Source organism: Gordonia sihwensis (assembly GCF_029632925.1).
Taxonomy (GTDB): Bacteria; Actinomycetota; Actinomycetes; order Mycobacteriales; family Mycobacteriaceae; genus Gordonia; species Gordonia sihwensis.
In genome coordinates this window covers 1,476,830-1,502,066 of record NZ_CP121248.1, presented here as the reverse complement: position 1 = coordinate 1,502,066, position 25,237 = coordinate 1,476,830, and the positions used below count along the sequence as shown (strand labels likewise).

The 25,237-nt window shown below is 67.6% G+C and carries 21 protein-coding genes and 1 tRNA gene; 6 read left to right on the top strand and 16 right to left on the bottom strand.

Features of this window, described 5'->3' with window-relative positions; translation table 11 throughout:
- Nucleotides 1-61: 61 nt before the first annotated feature.
- Both P5P27_RS07240 and ctaJ read right to left on the bottom strand, forming a co-directional pair.
- Complete coding sequence (locus tag P5P27_RS07240) at nucleotides 62-544, bottom strand: DUF5130 domain-containing protein (protein WP_372452526.1); 483 nt, start codon at nucleotides 542-544, stop codon at nucleotides 62-64.
- Nucleotides 531-779, bottom strand: a complete 249-nt coding sequence (ctaJ, locus tag P5P27_RS07235) for an aa3-type cytochrome oxidase subunit CtaJ (protein WP_006896623.1) — start codon at nucleotides 777-779, stop codon at nucleotides 531-533. The genes P5P27_RS07240 and ctaJ overlap by 14 nt, the downstream gene beginning before the upstream one ends.
- Before the next feature lie 145 nt (nucleotides 780-924).
- Here ctaJ and P5P27_RS07230 point away from each other — a divergent pair, with 145 nt between their 5' ends.
- Nucleotides 925-1,317 (top strand): globin, encoded by a 393-nt coding sequence (locus tag P5P27_RS07230; protein WP_006896622.1) that lies wholly within the window; start codon nucleotides 925-927, stop codon nucleotides 1,315-1,317.
- Nucleotides 1,318-1,386: 69 nt separating this feature from the next.
- Nucleotides 1,387-3,006 (top strand): glycoside hydrolase family 13 protein, encoded by a 1,620-nt coding sequence (locus tag P5P27_RS07225; protein WP_039867539.1) that lies wholly within the window; start codon nucleotides 1,387-1,389, stop codon nucleotides 3,004-3,006.
- Between the two features lie 21 nt (nucleotides 3,007-3,027).
- On the opposite strand, the gene P5P27_RS07220 is transcribed toward P5P27_RS07225, so the two are convergent.
- From P5P27_RS07220 to P5P27_RS07200, 5 genes are read right to left on the bottom strand one after another with little or no spacing between them, the layout of a single operon-like run.
- On the bottom strand, nucleotides 3,028-4,542 hold the full coding sequence (locus tag P5P27_RS07220; protein ID WP_278127049.1) for a class I adenylate-forming enzyme family protein: 1,515 nt from the start codon (nucleotides 4,540-4,542) through the stop codon (nucleotides 3,028-3,030).
- Between the two features lie 8 nt (nucleotides 4,543-4,550).
- Nucleotides 4,551-5,063 carry a nuclear transport factor 2 family protein gene (locus tag P5P27_RS07215; protein WP_006896619.1) on the bottom strand — a complete coding sequence of 171 codons (513 nt, stop codon included), beginning with the start codon at nucleotides 5,061-5,063 and terminating at the stop codon, nucleotides 4,551-4,553.
- A 32-nt stretch (nucleotides 5,064-5,095) separates the two neighbouring features.
- Nucleotides 5,096-5,533 carry a nuclear transport factor 2 family protein gene (locus P5P27_RS07210; protein ID WP_278127047.1) on the bottom strand — a complete coding sequence of 146 codons (438 nt, stop codon included), beginning with the start codon at nucleotides 5,531-5,533 and terminating at the stop codon, nucleotides 5,096-5,098.
- Between the two features lie 30 nt (nucleotides 5,534-5,563).
- The gene (locus P5P27_RS07205; RefSeq protein ID WP_006896617.1) at nucleotides 5,564-7,309 is read right to left on the bottom strand and encodes an FAD-dependent monooxygenase; all 1,746 of its coding nucleotides are present in this window, start codon (nucleotides 7,307-7,309) and stop codon (nucleotides 5,564-5,566) included.
- A gap of 17 nt (nucleotides 7,310-7,326) precedes the next feature.
- Complete coding sequence (locus tag P5P27_RS07200) at nucleotides 7,327-8,169, bottom strand: fumarylacetoacetate hydrolase family protein (protein WP_278127045.1); 843 nt, start codon at nucleotides 8,167-8,169, stop codon at nucleotides 7,327-7,329.
- A 129-nt stretch (nucleotides 8,170-8,298) separates the two neighbouring features.
- Between P5P27_RS07200 and P5P27_RS07195 the strand changes: the two genes are divergently transcribed.
- On the top strand, nucleotides 8,299-9,015 hold the full coding sequence (locus tag P5P27_RS07195) for a GntR family transcriptional regulator (protein WP_062367605.1): 717 nt from the start codon (nucleotides 8,299-8,301) through the stop codon (nucleotides 9,013-9,015).
- On the opposite strand, the gene P5P27_RS07190 is transcribed toward P5P27_RS07195, so the two are convergent.
- From P5P27_RS07190 to ettA, 4 genes are all read right to left on the bottom strand, one after another.
- Entirely contained in the window at nucleotides 9,012-9,713 is a 702-nt protein-coding gene (locus P5P27_RS07190) for a DUF8185 domain-containing protein (RefSeq protein ID WP_278127042.1), read from the bottom strand. The two genes, P5P27_RS07195 and P5P27_RS07190, sit on opposite strands and share 4 nt — an antisense overlap.
- Nucleotides 9,710-10,216, bottom strand: coding sequence for an acyl-CoA thioesterase (locus tag P5P27_RS07185; protein WP_278127040.1), 507 nt, complete (start codon nucleotides 10,214-10,216; stop codon nucleotides 9,710-9,712). The genes P5P27_RS07190 and P5P27_RS07185 overlap by 4 nt, the downstream gene beginning before the upstream one ends.
- Before the next feature lie 14 nt (nucleotides 10,217-10,230).
- Nucleotides 10,231-14,829, bottom strand: coding sequence for an NAD-glutamate dehydrogenase (locus tag P5P27_RS07180; RefSeq protein ID WP_278127029.1), 4,599 nt, complete (start codon nucleotides 14,827-14,829; stop codon nucleotides 10,231-10,233).
- Between the two features lie 206 nt (nucleotides 14,830-15,035).
- A complete protein-coding gene (ettA, locus tag P5P27_RS07175) occupies nucleotides 15,036-16,688 on the bottom strand; it encodes an energy-dependent translational throttle protein EttA (protein ID WP_039867534.1) in 1,653 nt (550 codons plus the stop codon).
- A 345-nt stretch (nucleotides 16,689-17,033) separates the two neighbouring features.
- On the opposite strand from ettA, the gene P5P27_RS07170 reads away from it, so the two are divergent.
- Nucleotides 17,034-17,435 (top strand): TIGR02611 family protein, encoded by a 402-nt coding sequence (locus tag P5P27_RS07170; RefSeq protein ID WP_006896610.1) that lies wholly within the window; start codon nucleotides 17,034-17,036, stop codon nucleotides 17,433-17,435.
- Nucleotides 17,436-17,465: 30 nt separating this feature from the next.
- Here the strand turns inward: P5P27_RS07170 and P5P27_RS07165 are convergent, their stop codons facing one another.
- A complete protein-coding gene (locus P5P27_RS07165; protein ID WP_006896609.1) occupies nucleotides 17,466-19,559 on the bottom strand; it encodes a bifunctional copper resistance protein CopD/cytochrome c oxidase assembly protein in 2,094 nt (697 codons plus the stop codon).
- Nucleotides 19,560-19,619: 60 nt separating this feature from the next.
- On the opposite strand from P5P27_RS07165, the gene P5P27_RS07160 reads away from it, so the two are divergent.
- Nucleotides 19,620-19,693: transfer RNA gene (locus P5P27_RS07160), tRNA-Arg, on the top strand.
- A gap of 109 nt (nucleotides 19,694-19,802) precedes the next feature.
- Here P5P27_RS07160 and P5P27_RS07155 read toward each other — a convergent pair.
- Nucleotides 19,803-21,302, bottom strand: a complete 1,500-nt coding sequence (locus P5P27_RS07155; protein ID WP_052692365.1) for an HNH endonuclease signature motif containing protein — start codon at nucleotides 21,300-21,302, stop codon at nucleotides 19,803-19,805.
- 290 nt (nucleotides 21,303-21,592) lie between these two features.
- Here P5P27_RS07155 and P5P27_RS07150 point away from each other — a divergent pair, with 290 nt between their 5' ends.
- Entirely contained in the window at nucleotides 21,593-22,108 is a 516-nt protein-coding gene (locus P5P27_RS07150; RefSeq protein WP_006896606.1) for a hypothetical protein, read from the top strand.
- Between the two features lie 24 nt (nucleotides 22,109-22,132).
- Here P5P27_RS07150 and P5P27_RS07145 read toward each other — a convergent pair whose 3' ends face one another.
- From P5P27_RS07145 to P5P27_RS07135, 3 genes are read right to left on the bottom strand one after another with little or no spacing between them, the layout of a single operon-like run.
- Complete coding sequence (locus tag P5P27_RS07145) at nucleotides 22,133-23,278, bottom strand: FAD-dependent monooxygenase (RefSeq protein WP_423201246.1); 1,146 nt, start codon at nucleotides 23,276-23,278, stop codon at nucleotides 22,133-22,135.
- 20 nt (nucleotides 23,279-23,298) lie between these two features.
- Nucleotides 23,299-24,102: a crotonase/enoyl-CoA hydratase family protein gene (locus P5P27_RS07140; RefSeq protein WP_045536980.1), complete on the bottom strand. Its 804-nt coding sequence runs from the start codon at nucleotides 24,100-24,102 to the stop codon at nucleotides 23,299-23,301.
- A complete protein-coding gene (locus P5P27_RS07135) occupies nucleotides 24,099-25,232 on the bottom strand; it encodes a thiolase family protein (RefSeq protein ID WP_045537008.1) in 1,134 nt (377 codons plus the stop codon). The genes P5P27_RS07140 and P5P27_RS07135 overlap by 4 nt, the downstream gene beginning before the upstream one ends.
- Nucleotides 25,233-25,237: the final 5 nt, after the last annotated feature.

Sequence of the window (25,237 nt, the reverse complement as noted above, 5' to 3'; positions counted from 1 at the left end):
TCAGCCCAGCGAAACGAGACAGGCCCCACCGTTCGGCGGGGCCTGTCTCGGTGAGTCGGATTCAGGGACGGTCGACAGCCGTGGCCATCACGCGCAGCGCGGAGACCAGTCCGTCGATGAGGTCGCCCCGCTTGAACGACGACAGCGCGGCCGAGACGCCGAGCTCCGCGACGCGGTCGTTGACCCGGCCCGCGACCAGCGCACCGGACACGACGGCGACGTCCTTCGAGTTCGGCGACACCGCGATGAGCGCGCCGTGGGCGGGCTCGGGCGCCTGAGCGAGGATCTCGCGGGCGCCGGCGACCGGGTCGGATCCCAACTCGCCGATGTAGACCGAGAAGCGCACGAGGGCGACCTCGCTGGCCTGGCTGAGAGCGTCGTCGAGCATGATCAGCTCGTCGCGGGTGAAGGGCGGGGTGCCGAAGCCGTCGCCGGGGAACAGCGCGGCCGAGATGCGGCCGCTGCTGGTGACGACGGTGCCGAGCGGAAGACCGTTCGACGGCGCGACCGCCGTGCTCTGCTGAGTCACATCACCACTTGCCACTTGCCGAACCTCCCTCGACATCACCCGGCTCGAAGTGCCGGCTCAGGGCCATCGGCTCGATGTCGGTCGCGCTGAACAGAGTGGGACCGTTCTCCCACGGCTGATCGAGCGTGTACTCGGTGACCTTCGGCCGCTTCATTCCAAAAGAGAACACCATCGAGACCACACACAGCGCCACTGCGATCACACACAGCACCACGACGGTCATTCCGACGGGGACAAGAAGTTGATCCACACCCCACCCTTTCGACTAGCGCTCGGAGCTAAGCGCGGAGACCTGCCGTGTGCAGATCGTCTGGTTCAATTTATCGCACCGCGTGCGGCGCTGTCGCCGGAGGGCCTACACAGTGTCGTAGATGCCACGGGGGCGATAGTGGACAATGGTGAGCGTGAGCACGTTCTACGAGGAAGCCGGCGGTCACGAGACGTTCCGCCGGATCACCGCACGCTTCTATGAGGAGGTCGCGGCCGATGAGATCCTCCGGCCGATGTACCCGGAGGAGGACCTCGGCCCGGCCGAGCGACGTCTGCGAATGTTCTTGGAGCAGTACTGGGGCGGGCCGCACACCTACAGCGAGGAGCGCGGCCACCCGCGATTGCGAATGCGTCACGTCCCCTACAAGATCGGCCCCATCGAACGGGACGCGTGGTTACGGTGCATGAACATCGCCATCGAGTCGATCGAATCGGACGTTCTGGACGATGAGCATCGCCGGGCTCTGACCGACTACGTCACCATGGCGGCCGACACGCTCGTCAACAGCCCGTTCTGACCCACCGCGCGGGTATGAACGATTCAGTGAAGGCAGGAGAGGGAACAGAAGACGGTGAGTGAGCAGAGCATGGCGAACGTCCCCGCGACCGACGACGCCCAATGGTGGCGGTCGGCCGTCGTCTACCAGGTGTATCCCCGATCGTTCTCGGATCTCAGCGGCGACGGCGTCGGCGACCTCGCCGGGCTGATCGACAAATTGGGATATCTCGAACTGCTCGGCGTGGACGCGATCTGGCTCTCGCCGATCATGCGCTCACCGATGGCCGACCACGGGTACGACGTCTCCGATCCCCGCGCGATCGATCCCCTCTTCGGTGACCTGGACACCTTCGACGAGCTCATTCGCCAGGCCCACGACCGCGACATCCGGGTGACGATGGATCTCGTCCCCAACCACACCAGCGACCAGCATCCGTGGTTCTCCGGCGCGCTGGGAGCGGCCCCGGGCAGCCCTGAGCGCGAGCGCTACATCTTCGCCGACGGCCGCGGCGATGACGGCGAGCTGCCGCCGAACAACTGGACCAGCGTCTTCGGAGGTCCGGCGTGGACGCGGATCGTGGAGCCCGACGGCCGCCCCGGCCAGTGGTATCTGCACCTGTTCGCTCCCGAGCAGCCCGATCTGAACTGGAACAACCCGGAGGTCCTCGCCGACCTGCAGACGACCATGCGCTTCTGGCTCGACCGCGGCATCGACGGCTTCCGCATCGACGTCGCGCACGGCATGGCCAAGCCCGACGGCCTGCCCGACCTGGAGCACCCGGCCGAGGTGCTGCTGCACTCCGACGACGATCCGCGGTTCAACAACGAGGCCGTCCACGACATCCACCGCGCGATCCGGTCGGTGATGGACGAATACCCCGGAACCTTCAACGTCGGCGAGGTGTGGGTCCGCTCCAACGAAGCCTTCTCACGGTACGTCCGGCCGGACGAACTGCATCTGGGCTTCAACTTCCGGCTGGCGACCGCCGGATTCGACGCCGATGAGATCAAGGAGGCGATCACCGAGTCGCTGGCCGCCACCGCCTCGGTCGGCGCGGTGCCGACGTGGACCCTCTCGAACCATGATGTGCCGCGCGAGGTGACGCGCTACCAGCCCACCGGTGAGGCGGCCGACGGGCGCACGCCCGACGACCTCCTCGCCATCGGCACCATCCGAGCGCGGGCGATGATCATGGTGGAGCTGGCGCTGCCGGGCACCGTCTTCATCTACAACGGTGCCGAACTCGGTCTGCCCAACGTCGATCTGCCCGACGACGCACTCGTCGACCCGGTCTGGGAGAACTCCGGTCACACCGACCGCGGCCGCGACGGCTGTCGGGTTCCGCTGCCGTGGGAGGGCACCGAGCCGCCCTTCGGATTCAGCAGCCGGTCGGACACCTGGCTGCCGATCCCCGCCGACTGGGCGGCACTGACCGTGGAGTCTCAGCTCGAGGACATCTACTCGATGCTGTCTCTGTACCGGCAGGCGATCGAACTGCGCTACGCACGTCCGGAGTTCTCCGGTGACACCGTGCAGTGGTACGGCGCCCCCGAGGGCTGCCTCGCCTTCCGCCGGCCCGGCGGCCTCATCTGTGCGCTCAACGCCTCCGATCGCCCGGTACCGCTTCCGCCCGGACAGATCCTCCTGGTCAGTACCCCGCTGGAGGGCGGTCTGCTGCTCCCCGGCGCCGCCGCCTGGCTGGTGTGAGGTCCGGGCCGGGGATCACGGTCAGCCGTTCGCTCCGGTTCGGAGGTTCCGCAGGGCCCGTTTGACGACCTTTCCGTTGGCATTCTTGGGAAGCTCGTCGAGAAATGTGACGGACTTGGGCTTCTTGAAGGACGCCAAGTGCGCACGGGTGTGAGCGATGAGCTGCGGTTCGGTGACGTCGGCGCCCGGGCCGGTCACGACGAACGCGCATACGTTCTCGCCCCATTCGGGGTCGGGGACGCCGACGACTGCGGCCTCGTGGACAGCCGGATGAGCGAGCAGGACCTCTTCCACTTCGCGGGGATAGATATTGGAGCCACCGCTGATGATGACGTCTTTGGACCGGTCGGTGAGGTAGAGGAACCCGTTCTCGTCGAAGTGCCCGACATCTCCGGTGCGCAGCCACCCGTCGCTGATGGCGGCCGCGGTCGCGTTCGGATCTGACCAGTACCCCGCCATGACGACATCGCCGCGGACTTGGATCTCTCCGGTTGTACCTGCAGGCGAGTCGGCACCGTCGTCGTTCACCACCCGCACCTCGACGCCGGTGAACGGCTGGCCGCAGGATCTGCGCCGAGGATCGGCGCTGTCGTGGGGAACCTCGTCCGGTTTCATCACGGCTATCGTCATGGGGCACTCGCCCTGTCCGTACATCTGGGTGATGATGGGACCGAACGTATCGAGCGCGTCCTGCAGATCTTCTTGATACAGCGCGGCTCCGCCGATGACCAGGCTGCGCAGGTGCGGAACCGCCGGTGCCGAACCCCCTCGGACCTCGTCGGTGAGACGACGCAGCATGGTAGGCGCGAGGAACGCTCCGTGGGTGACCCGGTCGGACTGGGCGAGGGCGAGATAGTCGGCTGGATCGAAGCTGCCGGCCGACGAGATCACGTTGACTGCTCCGTGGCCCACCGCGGGGAGCAGGTAGAGCCCGCTGCCGTGGGTGAGCGGAGCGGCGTGCAGATAGACGGCGTCGTCACCGACCGGGTCGATGTCGGCGTAGTAATTGAGCGTCATGCTCAGCAGATTCCGGTGCGTGAGAGTGGCACCTTTGGGACGCCCGGTGGTCCCCGAAGTGTAGAAGATCCACGCTGGGTCCTCGGGGCGGACGTCGGCGACAGGGACCGGTTGCCCGACGCGGAGCGCCTCGTATGCTGCCGAGTCGGTCCGCAGCACAGTGGCTTCGGACGTGCCGCAGCTCACTGCGCCGTCCGTCTCAGGCGCGATGACCACGAGTTTCGCCGCACAGTGGTCGAGAACGTACGACACTTCTCGGGGGTGCAGGTGACGGTTGAGGGGTACCACCACCAGCCCGGCCCAGAGCGTCGCCCACAGGAATTCGAAGAGTTCGGGCCCATTCGGCAGGACGAGGACCACCCGATCGCCGCTACGGAGCCCGGACGCCCTGAGGCCGCCGGCCATCCGTGCGATCCGATCGCTGGCGACCGCGTAGCTCGCCGATCGGTCGCCGTAGCGCCAAGCGTCCCGTGTCGGCACCCGAAGCGAGCTCGCTGCCAGCAGAGTTGCAGTGTTCATCGTGCCCGTCAGCCTTCGGCGTCGTCCGGTTCGGGAAAGTACTCCACCGACGACCCCGGCGGGACGGCGTCGTTGACCAGCGGACCGGCGGCGTCACGCCACATCTCGTATGCGATCTCCTTGGTGATCTCACCGTCTCGGAGTTCGAAACAGTGCACCAGCCGCAGGCTGATCCGAGTGCCGATGGGGAACGGCAGGTTGGGCATCTCGTCACCGATCACGGTCACGTCGGCAATCGCGTCATCGAACACGAACTGCTCCGTGCCGAAGCGTCGCAACGTGGTGAGCGAATGGAATTGCAGCGTGCGAAAGATCTTCATGTAGGCGCTGCGCACCTCGGCGGCATCGGTGTAAACGAGGCCGCGGTTCGGGGCTTCCCAGGAGATATCGGACGCGTAGAGGGCGATCGCCTTGTCGACGTCGTCGGGGTTCTCATTGTGGAAGTGCTCTTGGACCACCGCGAGGTTACGGGCGATGATCTCGTCGCGGGACAGTTCTGCGTCCGGGCGCATGGTCGTCATGAGTGAGGGTCCTTACAGTAGATCGGGAGCGGTTATCTGGTGAGCCACGGGTAGCGGGCGGAGTCGGCGTCGGCGTAATCCGGGTCGAGATATACGAAGAGACGGTGGATCTTGAAGTCGCGGATTTCGAACACGTCGCACCAGGGCCCGGCGTAGGTCAGCCCCGCTCGCCACTCGACGCCGGTCGCAGTGGTGCCGTGGCTGGTGCCTTCGACCACGACCCTGTCGCCTTCGACGATGTAGTTGAAGTAGGCGGAGTGGTGTTCGATCGACGAGATGATTCCGCCGAGTTCGCCGAGGAACTCCTCGATCTTCTCGACGCCTCGAACCATGCCGTACTTGGGGAAGCAGAACAGAGCGTCGTCGGCGAAGAGTTCGATGACGTCGCCACCGGTATCGACGCGTTTGAGGAACTCCAGAGCGACTGACTTACGCTGTTCGTCGGTCATGGTGCCGGTCGTGATGGTCATTGGAAGCCTCCTTCATCAAATGGAGCGGAGTCAGACTCGGGACAGGACGGCGTCGATCGCTTCACGCAGCGCGCTGAGCGGGTCGTCTGCCATGCCGTGGCTCCGCCAGGCGATGTGACGGTCGGGCCGGACCAGCAGGCAGCCGCCGTCGGAGATCTCGCGGGCTCGCGCCCAGTCGCCGTATACGTCGTCGAAGGCGAGACGGTAACCGATGGGGGCACTCGCGATCTCGACGCCCACCTCCGCACCGATCTTCTCGGCAGCCGCGACCCACGCCTCGCCGCCGATTCCGGTGATCACTGTGAATCTGCCGTGACCGACGGCATCGAGTGTCGAGATCTGTTCGCCGTTCCGCTCGATCCAGACATGCGGCAGATATGCGCCTGGATGAGTGGTCGGTTGATAGTAGAGCTCGGGATCGCGAGTGTGAGCCGGGAACGGGGTCCCGTCGCCGACCACCGCCGTCGAGGTGTACCGATGGCCGAGTTCGACACCGTGCGCGTGGAAATGGTAGGCGTTTTCGTCGATGCAGTCTTCAAGCGCCTTGCGCCGCTTGCGTCCGTCATCGGTGTCGGCGAAGAATTCGTCGATCGCCGCCCACCCTTCCTCGTCGGTCTGGCCCGGCCGGATGCCGAGGATCGACGGGACCCGCCCGACGATGTCTGCACTCTTCAAGGCGCGGTCCACCACCTGCCTGCCTACCGGATGGCGCTCCTGGTGGTAGCTCTCGAGCAGAGATGGTCCGGCCTGCTCCTTGACGACCGCGGCGAGCTTCCAAGCGAGGTTGTACGCGTCTTGGATGGAGGTGTTGGACCCCAACCCGTTCGCCGGTGGGTGGCGGTGTGCGGCGTCGCCGGCCAGAAACACCCGCCCCCGCTGGTACTCGGAGGCGAGTACGTGATTGACCTGCCAGGTCGAGACGTTCTTGATCGTGACCGGAATGCTGTCGTCACCGATGGCCTTGTAGATGCGAGGCAGCATGGCTTCCTCGCTGGTGTCGATCTCTTCGGTGTCCGGGTCGTACATGAACACCAGCACCCACTCGTTCCACGGCCGCACGGTGATGAAGACTCCGGAGCCGAGCCAGAAGTCCTTGCCGGGCTGTGCGGTCCAGAACAGCACGCCCGGCCGGTGAGCGCGGTACTTGGACAGATCGGCTTCGAGCCAGATGTTGACCGCGTAGCCGAGCCCTGTTTCTCCCTCGAGTGAGAATCCCAACTGCTCGGCGACCGTCGAGCGACCGCCGTCGGCGCCGATCGCGTACTTCGCCCGCACCTGATAGGTCTCACCGGTGTGGCTGTATCGAACGGTCGCGGTGACCCCGTCGGCGTCCTGCGAGATCTCGGTCAGTTCCGTGGAGAACCGGATGTCGGCCCCGCGGTCGAGCGCACCCTGCAAGATCAAGGGCTCGAACAGGTGCTGGGGCATGTTGCACATGGCCGACGGGCTTCCCGCCTCGTAATCCGCTTTACGGTCGACCTTCGTCCCCCAGGTCTTCACCCGGGCGATCTCCTTGCCCGCCATGCTGGTGGCCCACACGTTGTCGGCCATCAACTCGTTGGGGACGGAGACGCTGCGCACCTGATCCTCGATCCCGAGGTCGCGCATGACCTCCATGGTGCGCTGGTTCGTGATGTGTGCCCTCGGCGTGTTGGCGGTACGCGGGTACTTGGTGACCGTGACGGCATCGACGCCGTGCATCGCCAGGAACGCCGCAGCTGTCAGTCCGGAGGGCCCGGCACCCACGACGAGCACATCGGTCTCGACGACTCTCATGGCTTATCTCCTTCTCGTCAGTCGCGGGGTGCGACGAGGCGATGGCTCATCTGACCCAGCCCCTCGATGCTGGTAGTCAGCACCTCGCCGGCGGCGAGGTAGCGTTGCGGATCCGCGGCGAGGCCGACTCCGGCCGGGGTCCCGGTGAAGATCAGGTCGCCCGGGTAGAGCGTGACGACCTCGGAGAGCTGTGCGATCAGTTCGGGTACGGAGAAGATCAGGTCGGAGGTCGAGCTCTTCTGGACCTCTTCTCCGTCGATCGCGCAAGCGATCTCCAGATCGTCCGGATTCTCCAGTTCGTCCGGAGTCACCACCCAGGGCCCGATCGGGCCGAAGCCGGGATGCGATTTGGCGAGACTGAACTGCGGTGCGGGTCCGGCGAGCTGACGGGATCGCTCCGAGATGTCCTGGCCGTTGGTCAGTCCCGCGACGTGGTCCCACGCGTTCTCCACATGCACTCCGCGTGCTTCCCGACCGATCACCACCACCAGCTCCGCTTCCCAGTCGACGTTCCCGTCGACGAGGGCGATGTCCCCGAAGGGTCCGGTCAGGGATGAGGCGAATTTGGTGAACACCGACGCCCTGGCCGGGATTTCGAATCCTGACTCGGCGGCGTGTTCCCGATAGTTGAGCGCAATGGCGAAGATCTGCCGCGGCCTCGACACCGGCGGTCCGAGCAACGTCTCGTCGAAACTCTGCGGCGTCAATGCAGCTGTCCGCGCCCACTCGCGGAACTCATCCCAGCGTGCGAGCACAGACTCCGGATCCGGCCCGAAACGCCCTTCGCTGTCGCGGGCGATGTCGGCCGCCCCGTCTTCGGTCACCAGTACCGCTCGTCCTGCAAGATTCGCCAGCTTCATCGTCATCCTCCTCTTCCAGAGTGACGGGCGCCACTCTGTGGTGTGCGTTTCAGCATGCGCCACAACTTTCCATCCGTCAAGAGAAAGTAGAAAGTTATACGGAAGTTCCTTTCCTGCTAGGGTCGAAGCATGGCGCGATCCACGTATGGGACCCGCGCGGACGACACGTTCGCGACGATGAGAGCCGACATTCTGGCCGGCAGGTTGACACCCGGCGAGAAGCTGAAGTTCCCGGAACTGAGCACCAGATACGGCGTCGGCGTAGGGGTGCTTCGCGAAGCTCTGACCCGCTTGGTCGAACAGGACCTCGTCCGGTCTCAACCGCACCAAGGGTTTCAGGTGACCCCGCTGTCCGCAGAGGACCTGATCGAACTCACAACCGCGCGCGTGGCGATCGAGTGCCTGGTGTTCCGCATGTCACTGGCTGAAGGCGACACTCCGTGGGAGTCGGATCTGGTCGCGAAGCACCACACACTCGAGAGGACTCCGCAGTACGACCGGGACGATCCAGAACGCGTGGGCGACGCGTGGTCGCGGGCGCACGCCGATTTCCATCATGCGCTGTTGGCCGGCTGCCGAAACTCCAGACTGCTGGGGATCGCGACATCGTTGCGTGATTCCGCAGAGCTCTACCGATCGTGGTCCCAGCAGCACTTCAGGCACCCGGACCGTGACGTGATCGCAGAACACCGTGAACTCATGGAACTCGCACTCGCGCGAGATGCCGATGCCGCGGTCGAGGCGTTGGCGCGGCATATCAGCCACACCACCGACATTCTTCTCGGCACCGACCACCGGCAGGAATCGATGTCGGCCGGAAACGTGGGCAGCGGCGTGTCCGCCTAGCTGCGCACGGCCAGATTCAGCACCGAGCGCCGTTGGTAGACCGAGCCGAAGCGCGCGTCCACCCGCACCCAGCTGGACGAGAGACGGACCCGCACCGGCTCGTCCGGCGCGATCGCGTCGATCGGTGAGTCGGCAGTGATCTCGCGGCCGGCGGCGTCGCGGACGAAGCCCATCGCGGTGAGGGCGAAGATCGCACGCATCGACACCTTCGCCCGAGCGCCCGATCCGTTCGGCCCGCTCACCTCGATCACCGTCTGATCCAGCAACGACGACGCCGGGCCGAGCGCGCCGGATTCCGTGCGGGCCACGTCGGCGCCCCTGCGGGCGAGTGACACCAGCTCGCGCGCCGGGACGTCGTCGAGGTGATCGAAGCCGTCTGACGGGGGCAGCGCGCCCTGCCAGGCTCCGGGGAGTGCGAAGCCGAGCGGGAGCGGACCGTCGCCGCCCACCGCCGCCGACATCGCGCCGACGTCGGCGACCACGTCGGCCGGAGTCACCGAACCGAACACCGAGCGGGTCGCGAGGATGTCGAAGCCGGTGCGCACCCACAACCCGACGCGCCCGTCCGGCCGCTGCTGAGCCCGCAGCACGCCGGAGTCGTCCACCCGGCGAGCCCGTTCCAGGAATGCCGCCAGATCGGTTCGGTCGGCCGGCCCGTGCGGGACCAGCACCCGCTCCCCCGCCGCCGCGTCGGTCACCTGTTCACCGGCTCGCGGAGGAAGCTCTGCAGGTACGCCTTCTCGTCGGCGGTCATGCGCCGGGGCCGCTGCGTGTCGATGTCGAAGGAGACCAGCTGAGTGGTGGCGACGACCGACGGCCGGGACTCGTGATCGGCTCCGTACGGCCGGACCTCGTAGCCCACCGTGAAGTCGACCGCGCGCAGTCGCTCCACGAACATGGTGACGCGGATCGGCGACTCGTCGTGGCGGATCTGTCCCTGGTACTTGACGTGCAGGTCGGCGACGAGACAGCCCTTGCGCATCAGCGCGGTGGGCTTGTCATCGTAGAAGAGCCAGGGGATCCGCGCCTCCTCGAGCAGGGTCACCATGCGCGCGTGGTTGATGTGCGCGAATACGTCCATATCCGACCACCGCACCGGGACCGACACCTCGTACCCCCGGTCGGTCCGACAACCGTTATCCGCGAAAAGCCTTCGCTTGTCGACGTTCTCGTCTACGGCGAGGGATTCTTGATCTGCCATGCGCTGTGTGCCTCCTAGCCGACCACACTACGCAACGAGCGCACCGCCACCGACAGGGTGGCGAGGTCCCACCGGCCGGTGGCGGCCAGATCGGCGAGTGTCGACTCGGTCCGCGCGATCATCGCCGACCTCGCCTGCGACCAGTCCGAGATCTTCTGGGCGGCCGGCTCCTCGGGCTCGGACATCGTCAGGATCGCACGCGTCAGCGAGCGCAGCACCGCGAACACCTCGTCGCGCAACGACAACCGTGCCAGCTGGGTCCACCGGTCGGCGTGCCCGAGTTCGGCGATCTGGGAGACCAGCTCGTCGATCCCGAACCGCTCGACCACCGCGAACAGCAGCTCGCCCACCTCGTCGGGCGAGCGGTCGGAGATCTCGGCGATGTCGAGCACGTCGAGCAGTTGCAGCCGGTAGGGACTGATCGCCACCGCCTGCGCCAGTGCGGGCCGGACGCCGCTGTCGGCGAGGGCCGCGGCCCGTTCCCGCACCGAGCGCTCGGCCGTACCGGTGAGCCATTCGTCCAGGCGTCCTCCCAGATCCGCGACCTGCGCGTACCGGGTGGTCTCGGCGGCGATCGCGAGCGGTTGCGGACGGTGCGCGAGAAACCAGCGCGACCCCGCCGCGAGCAGGTTGCGGATCCGGCGGGTCGCGTCGTCGACCGTCGTGGCGGAGACCTGCTCGGTCCGCAGTTCCTCCAGCAGCGCGGCGGCACCGAACACCCGCATCGCCACCACCGTCGCACGCGTCGCATCCTCGACTTCGGTTCCGGAGGTCTCCCCCAGCGCGTACAGGTGTGTCATGCCTCCGTCGGCGACGATCCTGTTGACCAGCACCGTGGTGACGATCTCCCGCCGGAGACGGTGAGTCCGGATTCCCGCGGCGAACCTGGCGCGCAGGGGTTCGGGGAAGTAGCCCGACGCCAGCGCGTCGAACATGTCGTTGTCCGGCAGACCCGACTCCAGCAGCCTGCTCTTGGCGTCGAGCTTCACATGGGCCATCATCGTCGCCAGCTCGGGGCTGGTGAGTCCGCGCTGGAGATCGCCCGCGCGGCGTCTGCGCAGTTGCTCCGGAGTCGGGAGGGCCTCGAGTTCCAGATCGACGCCGGTCGACGCGAGGTGGGCGAGCATCCGCGCGTGCAGTTCCACGTCCTCTCCCGCGGTGTCGCGCGCGAGACCGAGTTCGGCGTTCTGGTCGATGTTGTCCGCGAGGACCAGTTCGGCGACATCGTCGGTCATCGACAACAGCAGGTCGTTGCGGTCGTCGGCGTCCAGCACGCCCGCCGAGATCTGCGAGCCCAACAGCACCTTGATGTTGACCTCGCGGTCGGAGCAGTCGACACCCGCCGAGTTGTCCAGGGCGTCGCTGTTGATGCGCACTCCCGCCAGATCGGCCTCGATCCGGCCGCGCTGGGTGACGCCGAGATTGCCTCCCTCGCCGACCACCCGGACCCGGAGCTGCCCGCCGGTGACCCGGATCGGGTCGTTGGCCTTGTCTCCCACTTCCGCGTCGGCCTCGTCCGACGCCTTCACGTACGTCCCGATGCCGCCGTTGAACAGCAGGTCGACCGGCGCGAGGAGCACTGCGCGGATCAGGTCGGGCGGCGACATCCTCTCCACGGCGTCGTCGAGCCCGAGGGCGTCCCGCATCTGCGGTGTGACGTCGATCGACTTCTGTTCGCGTGACCACACGCCGCCGCCTGCGGAGATCAGGCTGCGGTCGTAGTCGTCCCAGGTCGACCGCGGCAGTGCGAAGAGTCTGGCCCGCTCGGCGTAGGAGGTCGCGGCCACGGGATCCGGGTCGATGAAGATGTGCCGGTGGTCGAAGGCCGCCACCAGCCGGATGTGCCGCGAGAGCAGCATGCCGTTGCCGAAGACGTCACCGCTCATGTCGCCGATGCCGACCACGGTGAAGTCCTGGGTCTGCGTGTCGACTCCCATTTCGCGGAAGTGTCTCTTGACCGACTCCCACGCTCCACGGGCCGTGATGCCCATGGCCTTGTGGTCGTAGCCGACCGAGCCGCCCGAGGCGAACGCGTCGGCGAGCCAAAAACCGTAGTGGTCGGCGACCTCGTTCGCGATGTCGGAGAAGCTGGCCGTGCCCTTGTCTGCGGCGACCACCAGGTACGGATCGTCGGCGTCGCGCCGGAGGACGCGCGCCGGCGGCCGCACCCGGCCGGTGGCCGGATCGAGGTTGTCGGTGATCTGCAGCAGGGCCGCGATGAACGCCCGGTAGCACGCGATTCCCTCCTCCCGCAGAGCCGATTGATCGACGGCCGCGTCGCCGGTCGCCACCGGGGGGTGACGGAGGACGAAACCGCCCTTGGCGCCGACCGGCACGATCACCGCGTTCTTGACCGCCTGCGCCTTCACCAGCCCCAGGATCTCGGTGCGGAAGTCCTCACGACGGTCCGACCAGCGGAGTCCCCCGCGCGCCACATCGCCGAACCGCAGATGCACCCCCTCCACCCTGGGTGAGTACACGTAGATCTCGAACTTCGGCCTCGGCTGCGGGGCCTGCGGGATCGCGCCGGTGTCGAGCTTCATCGCGATCGTCGGTCCGATGCCGGCCGCCGGGTCGCCGGAGTCTGCGTAGAAGTTGGTCCGCAGGGTGGCCTCGACCGCCGATGCGAGCGCGCTCACCACTCGGTCCGCGTCCAAGCTCAGGATCTCCGCGATGCGCGCGCGCAGATCCTCGAGCGCACGGTCGCGCCGTCCGGGTTCCGCGCCGTCCGGATCGAAACTGGCCTCGAACAACTCCACGAGCCCGTTGGTGACACCGCGATGGTTGCCGAGGACCGCGGCCACGTGGGTCATCGCGAATCCGACGCCGCACTGATTGAGGTAGCGGGCATACGCGCGGATCATCGCCACCGTCCGGGACGTCAGCCCCGCGCGCAGCACCAACTCGCCGAGCGCATCCACCTCCGTGACGCCGAGCCACATGTCGGAGAACGCCTCGGCGATCCGCGCGTCCACGTCGCCGGCCTCGGCGACGTCGACGTGCGGCGCGGGCCGGACCGTGAAGTCGTAGACGGCCACCTGCACCCCGTCCGGGCGGTCCACCACGTGCGGATGCTCGTCGAGGACGGTCAGGCCCAGGCTCTGGAGCATCGGGAGGATCTGCGTCAACGCGGCACGCTGGTCGGCGAGGTAGAGGACGAACCGCCAGGCCTCCGGATCGGTCCGGTCGAGTCTGACGTGCAGTCCGCCGGGGGCCAGGCCCGCCGCGATCGGCAGGTCGACGGCCGCATCCTGCGGATCCCGCTCGTCCCGGTAGCGTTCGCTGACGGTGCCGAGCAGCCGGGCGACCTCCGGGTCGGCCTCCCGCACCGCGCGCACCCGGTCCGGCCACGAGCGGACCGCCTCGTTCAACCGGTCGAGCAGGCGGTCGTCGACCCGGTGCCGCGCCTCGGGATCGGTGCGCATCAGCACCTGCAGCTGGGCCAGCGGCGAGTGCGAGAGGCGGGTCAGGAACTCAGTACGGCTGCCGCCGAGGTCCTCCTCGAGCAACGTGACAACCCTCGACCGCACCGCGGTCGAGTAGGTCTCGCGGGGAATGAAGATGAGCACACTCGCGAAACCGCGAGCGGGACCGGTCCTGGCGTAGAACCGCGGATTACGCGAGGTCTGGGCCTCGAGGAGTTCGCCGATCCGGCGGGTGAGCTCGGCACTGTCGCCGGCCATCAGGTCCGCGAGCGGATACGTCTGCAGCAGTTCCAGCGCCGCCAGTCCGCTGTAGGAGTCCTCGCTCAGACCCAGTCCACGCAGGACATCGGCCACCCGGCCGCGGACTCCGGGCACCGACCGCACCGACTGGTACAGGCCGATCGAGGTGATGGTGCCGACCACCTGGTGCTCGACGCCGTCCAGTCGGACGCGCACCATGATCGGAAAGCGGCTGCGGAGCAGACCGGTCGGCAGATACACCTGGTCGACGCCGACCGGCTCCTCGCCCGCCACCGGCTCCGGCCGGTCGGTGTCCGGATCGCGCCACACCCCGAGGCCGTTCTCCGCGTGCCCGCCGGCGGTGCGGGCGCCCACGGGCAGGAAGTTGTCGCGGGTGGCGAACCAGCTCAGCAGGTCCGCGTCCTCGTCGTCCGCGCTCAACGCGTCCGCGAAGCTCAGCAGCCGTCGATGGATCTGGGCGGCGTCGGCGTGCACCGCCTGTGCCCGGGTGAGTGCCGCGCCGACGTCGGCGCACAGTTCGTCACCGTCGACGCCGGACGCGGGGGCTGTGGTGACGCTGATCCACGACTCGGCTCCCGCCTCGTCGCCGCCGACCACGACCACATCGTCGAGGCCGACGATCCGCCCCTGGTCATCGCGGCGGACGGCGAGCACCGGATGGTCGTTCGCGACGATCGTCAGACCACGGCTGTCCAGCACCGCCAGCGTCGATTCGACGAGCAGCGGGGCGTCGTCGGCGACGATCTGAATCTGGATCGATCCGTCCGGCAGATCGGTGGTCGCGACCGCGGTCTCCCCCGGCTCACGGACCTCGCCGAGGCGCAGATGACGCTCGAGGCGGTCCCAGGCCGACGACGCGACGGCGGCGCCGTCGGAGAAATCGGGAAAATAGTAGGCCGCGAACTCCGTAGCGAATGGGACGGTCACTCTGATCTGCCTCCCTAGTGGACCAAGGCAGAGCGCAACACGAGCCGACCGGCGGCCGGGGATCCACCTTGCTAGCGTCGTACGGCTCGTACGTTACCGCGCCGTGGCGCCGCGTGTTCGGATCCCGCGCGAGAGCGACAGAGCCGATCCGGACGTTCCGGATCGGCTCTGTTCGGGTTCGGTGCCGCGGTTCGGCGGCGGACCGTTCAGTCGCGAGTGAGGCGACGGTGCGTCACGCGATGCGGGCGGGCCGCGTCGGCACCGAGACGCTCCACCTTGTTGGCCTCGTAGGCTTCGAAGTTGCCCTCGAACCAGAACCACTGGCCCTCGGAGACGTTGCCCTCCCACGCCAGGATGTGGGTACAGGTCCGGTCCAGGAACCAGCGGTCGTGGGAGATCACGACGGCGCAGCCGGGGAACTCCTGCAGCGCGTTCTCCAGCGAGCTGAGAGTCTCGACGTCGAGGTCGTTGGTCGGCTCGTCCAGCAGGATCAGGTTGCCGCCCTCTTTCAGGGTCAGCGCCAGGTTCAGCCGGTTGCGCTCACCGCCCGAGAGGACCTCGGACGGCTTCTGCTGATCGGCGCCCTTGAAGCCGAAGGCGCTGACGTAGGCGCGCGAAGGCATCTCGTTCTGGCCCACCTCGATGTAGTCGAGACCGTCGGAGACCACCTCCCACACCGTCTTCTTCGGATCGATGTTCGAGCGACCCTGATCGACGTAGCTGAGCTTGACGGTCTCGCCGACCTTCACCTCGCCCGAGTCCGGCTGCTCCAGCCCGACGATCGTCTTGAACAGGGTCGTCTTGCCGACGCCGTTGGGGCCGATCACGCCGACGATGCCGTTGCGGGGCAGAGTGAACGAGAGGTCCTTGATCAGCACGCGACCGTCGAAGCCCTTGTCCAGGTGACTCACCTCGACCACCACGTTGCCCAGCCGCGGCGGGGTCGGGATCTGGATCTCCTCGAAGTCGAGCTTGCGGTGCTTCTCGGCTTCGGCCGCCATCTCCTCGTAGCGGGCCAGGCGGGCCTTGTTCTTGGTCTGGCGGGCCTTGGCGCCCGAGCGGACCCACGCGAGCTCCTCTTTGAGGCGCTTCTGCAGCTTCTGGTCCTTCTTGCCCTGGACCTCGAGGCGCTCGGCCTTCTTCTCCAGGTAGGCCGAGTAGTTGCCCTCGTAGCCGTGCAGCTTGCCGCGGTCCACCTCGCAGATCCACTGAGCGACGTGGTCGAGGAAGTAGCGGTCGTGCGTCACGGCGAGCACGGCGCCCGGGTAGTTCGCCAGGAACTGCTCCAGCCACAGCACGCTCTCTGCGTCGAGGTGGTTGGTCGGCTCGTCGAGGAGCAGCAGGTCGGGCTTCTGGAGCAGGAGCTTGCAGAGCGCCACCCGTCGGCGTTCACCGCCCGAGAGGTTCGTGACCGGAGAGTCCGGCGGCGGGCACCGCAGGGCGTCCATCGCCTGCTCCAGCTGCGAGTCGAGGTCCCAGGCGTCGGCGTTGTCGAGCTCCTCCTGGAGCTTGCCCATCTCCTCCATCAGCTCGTCGGAGTAATCGGTGGCCAGGAGCTCGGCGATCTCGTTGAAGCGGTCGAGCTTCACCTTGATCTCGCCCATGCCCTCCTCGACGTTCTCCTTGACCGTCTTCTCCTCGTTGAGAGGCGGCTCCTGCAGGAGGATGCCGACGGTGGCCTCCGGATCGAGGAAGGCCTCGCCGTTGCTGGGCTGGTCGAGCCCGGCCATGATCTTCAGGATCGACGACTTGCCCGCGCCGTTGGGACCGACGACACCGATCTTGGCTCCGGGGTAGAAGCTCATGGTGACGTCGTCGAGGATCACCTTGTCGCCGTGCGCCTTGCGCACCTTCTTCATCGTGTAAATGAACTCACCGGCCACCGGTTACAGCTCCTGCCTGCAGCCTTCGCTGCGACGAAATGATTGCTCTGAAAATGACTGCTCTTCGGACATGCTGGCCGAACGCCTCTGCGCCGGCGCATGGTTCTGTGGTCCATCCTATCGGTCCCGGCGCGGGCCGATTCCGGACGGCCGCGGTACCCGGCCGCCGCGGCGATGCGTGCCCCGGGCCGTGGGTCGAATACGTGACACACGGCTGCGCACCTGACGATCCACAGTGTGGTGTGTCACACTGGGAACCGCCCTGCGGGGCCACCCGTTACCTGTGGGTAACCGCTACGACGACGAGGGGATCTGTCCACGATGCGACTCCGGTTGAAGATCTGGCACCGGCGACGACGCTATGCGATCCGTCAGCAACCGGTCCTCAACCGCTTCTACCGCATCGGCGTCGGCTTCGTCGGCACACTTCTGGTGCTCGCCGGCCTGGTGATGATCCCCTTGCCGATCCCGGGCCCCGGCTGGGTGACCTTCTTCCTCGGCCTCGGCGTCCTGTCCACCGAGTTCGAATGGGCGCACCGCGTGACCTCGTTCATGCGCAGACTGCTCCACAAGGCGGGCGAGATGACCGCCGACGTGGCACACGCCGCGCGCACGTGGACCGCCGGACACCTCGACTACCACTCGGGCCTGGTGTATTTCCGCAGCTGGATCGAGCATCAGCGTGCGCTTCAGCTCGGCCAACTCCAACTCGCGATCGCATAGCCGCCCGCCGGGCGGGCCCGGCCGCGGCGGTTATCTCTCGCCGTCGCCCTGCGCTGCGAGATCCTCGGCTCCCGTCTCGGCCTCGGCGGACACGGGTGCCGGGGCGTTCATCCGCCGCAGCATCTGGTTGTAGCTCTCCAACTCGGCGTCGTCGTCCCGCTCCTCCTTGCGGTCGAACCTGCGGGCCGCGCGATCGTCCTGCCGGTGCCACTGGATCAGCAGTGCCAGCATCACCACCACCAGCGGGAACTCACCGGTCGCCCATGCGATGCCACCGCCCATCCGCTGATCGGCCGCCATGTCGAAATTCCACGGGTGCTGCAGCGAGCGGTAGTAGGTTTCAGCGATGATCGAGCCGGTCATCATCAGCGCGACGCCGAAGAAGGCGTGGAACGGCAGCGATCCCCACACGACGCCGAGCTTGGCCACCGGACTGATCTGCCGCGGTGCGGGATCGATCCCGATCACGAGCCAGTAGAACAGATACCCGCTGACCAGGAAGTGCAGATTCATCAGCAGGTGCGCGGAGTGGTTCTCGACCACCGCGTCGAACAGTCCGCCCAGATACAGCACGTAGAAGCTGCCGACGAAGAGTGTGACCACGATGAACGGATTGGTGATGAAGCGCGAGTACGGGCTGTGGATCGCGGTGAGGATCCATTCACGCGGCCCGGGCGGGTTGCCGCGTCCGGCGGGCGGGATCGCGCGCAGCGCCAACGTCACCGGGCCGCCGAGGACCAGCAGTACGGGGACCAGCATCGACAGCATCATGTGGCTCATCATGTGGATGCTGAACATCGCCGGCGCGTACCGGCCGAAACCCGATGAGGTCGCGATCAACAGCGCCGCGCAGCCGAGCAGCCACGACACCGTCCGGCCCACCGGCCACTTGTCTCCGCGTTTGTGCAGCCGGTACACGCCCCGCAGGTAGACGATGGCCGCGACGATCGCGAAGGTGCCGAAGATGAGGTCGAAGCGCCAGTCGACGAACAGTTTCGTGAAGGTCGGCGGACCGTCGAGGTCGTATCCGATCTTCAACTCCATCGGCGAGACGTTCGCCGTCCCCAACACCGGCGGCGGCGTGCGCGACAGCCCGGCGCCGAGGCCGAAGGCGACCGCGAACACCACCAGTTCGACGACGGCGAACCGCACGAACAGCGACTTGCGCGGCTCGTCGGTGGCTGCGAGTTCGTCGATCGTGACCTTGCGGTGCAGGCCGCCGAGTAGTCCGGCGAGGACCACCGCGACGAACTTTCCGACGGCCACCAGACCGTAGGTGGTCGTGAGCAGATCCCCCAGGGACATGCGGACCAGCGCGTTGATGATGCCGCTGAGCGCCACCACCAGCAGACACCAGAACGCCACCCGCGAGTAACGGGCCACGGCGAGCGTCCGCCACCGGCCGTCACCGAACGCATACGCCAGGACGGCCATCAGCCCACCCATCCATAGGGCGGCCGCCACGATGTGCAGGATCAAGCTGTTGGTCGCGAGATCGTGCGCACCGCCGGCCGACGAATGCCCCAGCAGCGCCGACGGCATGAGCGACAGCAGCGCCAGCGCCATCGCGAGGAACGTCCATCCCCAGCGCATCGCCACCCGCGCCACCACCGCCGCAAGCACGGCGAAGATCGCGGTCCACAGCCAGTAGCGGCCGTCGGCGACCACCCCGTAGGCGGTCATCAGGTTCTTCGGGACGAGGGTCTCGGAGAGCGGTGAGCCACTGACGTCGGAGATCGACAGCGGGATCATCGCCAAGGCGCACACCGCCCAGACAGTCATCGACGTGGCCGCCCAGCGCATGGCGCGGAAGCCGCCGACGTCGAGCGCCCCGTTGTCCTGCGAGGGCACGAAGAAGGCGGCGAACACCACGCAGCCGAGACCGATGGCGGCGCTGAGCTGGCCGATCACCGTCATCACCGGCATCCCGTAGGTGGTGAGCCACCCCGGATCGGGCACACCGGTCAGTTGCAACGCCGTCGCCGCCGACGCCGCGGTCACGATGACCGCGGCGATCGATCCGACGACTGCCAGCAGCGCGATGAGGACCGACCGCACCCCCGACGGGTCGGTCAGCCGATCGCGCACTGGTTGCTCCGCCGGCCCGGCGGACGTCACTGTCATGGTGTCCACTGTAGGACGGGATATAGTAGTCCTTCGCCGGCACCTGTCGAGGGCCGGCAAGCCTCCATAGCTCAGATGGATAGAGCAAGAGCCTTCTAATCTCTAGGTCGCAGGTTCGAGTCCTGCTGGGGGCGCTTTGACCTGCAGAGACGCTGGTTCGCCGCACGACGAGGTGGAGCCTCGTCCCGACGAGAGGGACGTGGCCGGAATCTCACCGGTGGCGACGGTGAGTCCGGGACCGACTCAGAAGGGCGGTTCGCCCGGACTGTCGAGGACAGGACTCTCACCGCAGCGGCGCTGCGACCGGAGCCGCATTCGGTACGCGTGTTTGGCCTGAGTACGGGTCCGTGACCGTCCCGGCTGCGTCGTCGTGTCGACGAATCCGGGCGCGACGGGTGCGCCGTGCAGGCACGGCACCGAACCGAGGTCGGGCAGGAGCCAGTGGTTCCTGGCGCGGGCCCGGACGGTGTAGCCCGACGGCGTGGTGGTCTCGGTCCAGATCACGCCATTCGCATCGACGACTTGATCATCCAGCCAGCCGTCGGCGTAGGTCTTGATCAGATGATGGAAACGACACTTCGGATTCAAGTTGCACGGGCAGGTCTGCCCGCCAGCTGCCGGCTGGGCATGGTTGTACTCGCAGACATGATCGAGATCGCACGCCCACGCTGACCGGTTGCAGCCGGGCACCGAGCAGGTGCCGTGCACGGCGCGGACGGCGGCGTCGCAGGCAGCGGTCGGGCGGTACGGGTTGCCTGCCTGCGCGGTCTGCTCGGCCAAGCCTGCGATGTCGAGCGGCCGCACCGTCGCATCCGCGCGAGCGGCGATCTCCCTCGCGTGATGTGCGTCGATCACGCCGAAACCGTCGAGATAGGCGGCCTTGTCCCCGCCGCCGGACAATGTGGACGCGTCGACGACGACGTGCACGACGATCTTGGCGAACTGCGCCCGGACCTCTTCCTCGGCCGCACGTGCCGGGCAGTCATCGCGGCCGCAGTCGCAGCCGAACCGGGTGCCGAGTACGGCGGCGACGACCACATCGGCGCGCCGCTGGCCGACGGTGCGGGAGTCCGCCTCGCACACCCGGGCGGCGCGCGCCCTGGTGGCCTTGTCCATCAGAGTCACGTCCTCCGCGCGGGTGGCGACGGTGAGGGCGGACTGGTCGACGTCGTGGGCGATGGTGACGCCGGGCGTGTTGGCGCGGCGTTTGTCGCGCACCCCGTCGGCGTCGTACTCGGCGACGAACCGGCGCGCGGTCTGCTCGGCCACACTCATCGACACAGCGCCGTGCCCGCGGAGGTCCTGAGCGATCTCGGCGTCGATGGCTGCCATCAGCGCGGCGTCGGTGACCGCGCCGCACTGCAGGACGATGGCGCCGAATGCACGTGCGCTGATGACTCCGTCGCGGAGCAGGCGTGCGGTCTGCGGCAGACGTTCGGAGGCTTCGACGGCGAGGGTGACCTGTCGGATACCGGTGTCCTTCGAGACCGCCTGCACGATAGCGGCCTCAGCGCCCACGATGGCGGTGGCATCGGCCAGCAGTCGTGCGGACTCGACGTCACCGGCCGAGCCCGCGGCACGACGCCGCTGCATCGCATACAGGTGCCCGAGCCGCAACCACGCAAGGTGGGACTCCTGACGGGCGATCTCCGCGACCGCGGTGATGTCGGCGAGATCCTGTGCGGCAGCGTCAGACGTGTCGACGCCACCCACCCCCGCAGCGTCGATGCTCGGGTTCGTCATGTCCGCCTCCCCTGCAACACATATCGAACGTATGTACCCATATTATGTGATTGAATCTCATATGGCAATAGTGTAATTCGATATTCTTAGACTCTCGTCGACGCTCGCCCCTCCGCTCGAGAACAGTCACTCACACCCGAGATTCACGCGCATTTCCGACGAATCCGGTGCCACCGCGAAATTCGGTGACTTCCTTTCGTTTGCGACAGCATTCAGCTGTTCTCACAACGACGACTTCGGCGTAGCGTCGTATTCGTCGTCAGATGCATGCAGTCAAAGGAGATACCGACATGAACAATCGAATCGTTCGGACGGCGACGGTGGCCGGAATCGGCGCCCTCTCCCTGCTCGGCGCCGCCGCGGCGCCCGGCATGGCCGCTGCCGCACCGCACATGACCGATCCGGCGAAACTCGCGATCGACGGCGACTTGATGATCGCCCCCGGCGTCCACCTGCTGAACATCGAGGCGCAAGGTGCACGCGACATGGACGGCAAGACCCACGGGACCTACGTCGCGACGATCATGGACGGTATGCACAAGACTCCGTTCCAGGTGAAGGGCCCGGTGACGTGCATCTGGACACACGGCGACACCGCCTCGCTCGTCTACCCGATCACCGAGACCTCCCCCAACATCGTCCCCGCCCAGCTCAGCGGCGCGTACGCGGTGAAGATCTCCGTCCGCAAGGGCAGCGGGATGATGAACGAAGTCGGGGTGATGGGTCCGATGGCGACCTCGTCGTTCCACGGTTGCGCGCCGGGCGCGACTCCGAACATGTTCCACGGCGACGTCATGATCGGGTGAGGCGGAGTTCAGGCGGCCGTCGAGTCATCGAGCAGAACGCACTGGCGCCAATTGCCTCGTGAATGCGTCACGGCCCGCGATATCGCACAAATGGCGCAGGAGGATGCGATCCGGAAGAATTCGACTTACCCGAATGACGCGGCCCCAGAACAGGGTTTGCGGCGCATTCACAATGCGGCCGATCATCTGTGATTCACGGACCACCCGCCGCACTCGGCGACGCCTCACGTCATGGAAGAGCTGCAGTGCATCCTCCGGACCCGCACTCGTGCGGAGAGCGGCCGCCAGTACGACGGAGTCTTCGATCGCCTGACATCCGCCCTGCCCCAGATGCGGACGCATCGGGTGAGCAGCGTCGCCGATGATCACCGCACGACCGTCGTGCCACCGGCGTGCGACGGGCCGGTCGTACAGGTCGTGTCGCATCAGCGCCGAAGACGGCGTCGCTGCGATCACCGCGTCGACCGGCTCCGGCCAGCCTCTGCCGACGCGAGCGACCTCGGCGCGCTCGTCGTCGAAGACCGCGGCCTCCGGGGCCTGTGCCGTGGCGAACCAGTACGTCCGCCCGGCCGGAAGCGGCACCGCGCCGAACTGCGACCGCGGGCCGATCATCTCGCCTGCGAGATCGGGGTCGATCGAGATGTCGGCCACGCCACGCCACGCGGTGTACCCGGCGTACCTGCTCGACAGACGGTCGTTGAAACCGCGGGCGATACGGGAATGCGTTCCGTCCGCGCCGACGACGAGATCGGCTCGCATCTGAGCACCGCCGGCCAGGGTCACGACTGCCTCGCGGCCCACGGTGCGCACGGTCTGCACGGCGACACCGGTGCGCACCGAGTCGGTGGGCAGCGCACTGGCGAGCACCTCGTGCAGCGTTCCCCGCAGAATGACGGCGAGTTCCTCGCCGGCCGCCGCGGCGAGCGCGCCCGGCGGAGGCTTCCGGATCCACGTTCCGTCTCGCCACCTCAGTGCTCCGCCGCCCACGCGTGCCGACTGCGACCGGACCGCGTCGCCGAGGCCGATCCAGTCCAGTGCTGCCAGCGCGTTCGGCCAGAGACTGATGCCCGCGCCGCCGGTCGACTGCCGTCGAGATTCGAGAACGACCACGTCATGGCCGTCGCGGACCAGGGCCGCGGCAGCGGTCAACCCGGCGATGCCCGCACCCACGACGACCACCCGCACGGCGACTACGCCCCGGTAAACCGTCCGGGCCGCTTCTCGAGGAACGCGGCGACGGCCTCCCGATGGTCCTCGGTGTGGTGCGCCACCGCCTGCATGGTCGCCGAGAGCTCGAGCAGCTGGTCGAGGGTCTGCTGCGAGGACTCCCGCAGGAGCTTCTTGGTCATGCGCACCGCCACCGGTGGGTTCGCGGCGATCCGCGACGCGATCTCACGAGCGGTCGGCAACAGATCGGCCGGTTCGACGACGCGCGAGACGATGCCCCACTTGAGCGCCGTCGCGGCGTCGACGCGATCGCCGGTCAGTGCCATTTCTGCGGCCCGCGCCGGCCCGATCGCCCGGGGCAGCAGCCACGCGCCGCCGTCGCCGGGGATCAGCCCGAGCTTCACGAAGCTCTCGGCGAAGAAGGCCGTGTTCGAGGCGATCCGGATGTCGCACATCAGCGCCAGATCGCACCCGGCGCCCACCGCGGGGCCGTTGACGGCCGCGATCACCGGCACCTCGAGCGCGTACATCGCGCGCGGTATCCGCTGGATGCCCTCGCGATAACCGACGCGCTGCTGGTGCGGAGCCCCGCCGAACAGACCCGCCGCGGCCGCCATGTCTTTGACGTTGCCGCCGGCCGAGAAGGCCGAACCGGCGCCGGTGAGGATCACCGCCCGGACCGACTGGTCCCGGTTCACCGCCGTCGCGGCGTCGACGAGTGCGTCGATGGCATCGTCCTCGGAGATGGCATTGCGAGTCTCGGGTCGATTGACGGTCCAGGTCACGACGTCGCCGTCGCGCTCGACCAGCAGCACGTCGCCGCTCACAGAAGTTCCAGAATCGTTGCGTTCGCCATACCTCCAGCTTCGCACATGGTCTGCAGACCGTACTGGATCCCGTTGTCGCGCATGTGGTGGACGAGCCGGGTCATCAGGATCGCGCCCGACCCGCCGAGCGGGTGGCCCACCGAGATGGCACCGCCGACTGGATTGAGGACGTCGTCGGAGGCACCGATCTCGGCCTGCCAGGCCATCGGGACCGGCGCGAAGGCCTCGTTCACCTCATAGGCGCCGATGTCGGACACCGCCAGTCCCGAGCGGTCCAGCGCCTTGGCGGTGGCGGCGATCGGTCCGGTGAGCATGATGACCGGGTCGTCGCCGGCGAGGGTCGCGGTGTGCACCCGCGCCATCGGTCGCCAGCCGTTGGCCGCGGCGATCTCGCTGGTCGTCACCAGCAGGGCGCCGGCACCGTCGGAGATCTGCGAGGCGTTGCCCGCGGTGATGACGCCTTCGGGGTCGAACGGGGTCTTGAGCCCGCCGAGCTTCTCCGCCGTGGTGCCGCGGCGCAACCCCTCGTCGACGGCGAGGCCGCCCGGGATCGGAGCGATCTGCGCATCGAAGGCGCCTGCGTCCTGCGCGGCGGCGGTGCGCTCGTGCGAGCGGGCCGAGTACTCGTCGAGCTGCTGCCTGCTGAAGTTCCAGCGCTTGGCCATCATCTCGGCGCCGAGGCCCTGGTTGAAGCCATCCACGCCGTATCGGTCGAGCACGGACGCCGGATAGGGAGCACCGTCACCGCGTGCGGCACCCATCGGTACGCGCGACATGGACTCCACGCCACCGGCGACGGCGATGTCGTACTGTCCGGCGATCACGCCGGCGGCGGCGAAATGCACCGACTGCTGACTCGAGCCGCACCGACGGTCGACGACGGTCGCCGGAACGGACTCGGGCCAGCCCGCGGCCAGCACGCCGACCCGACCGATGCTGCCCGCCTGGTCGCCGACCTGGCTGACGCACCCCCAGATCACGTCGTCCACGCCGGCGGGATCGAAACCCACGCGGTCGGCCAGCGCCGACAGCACGTGCGCGCTCAGGTCGCCGGGATGGATCTCGGACAGGCCGCCGTTCCGCTTACCGATCGGAGTACGGACGGCATCGACAATCACTGCATCTCGCATGCCGT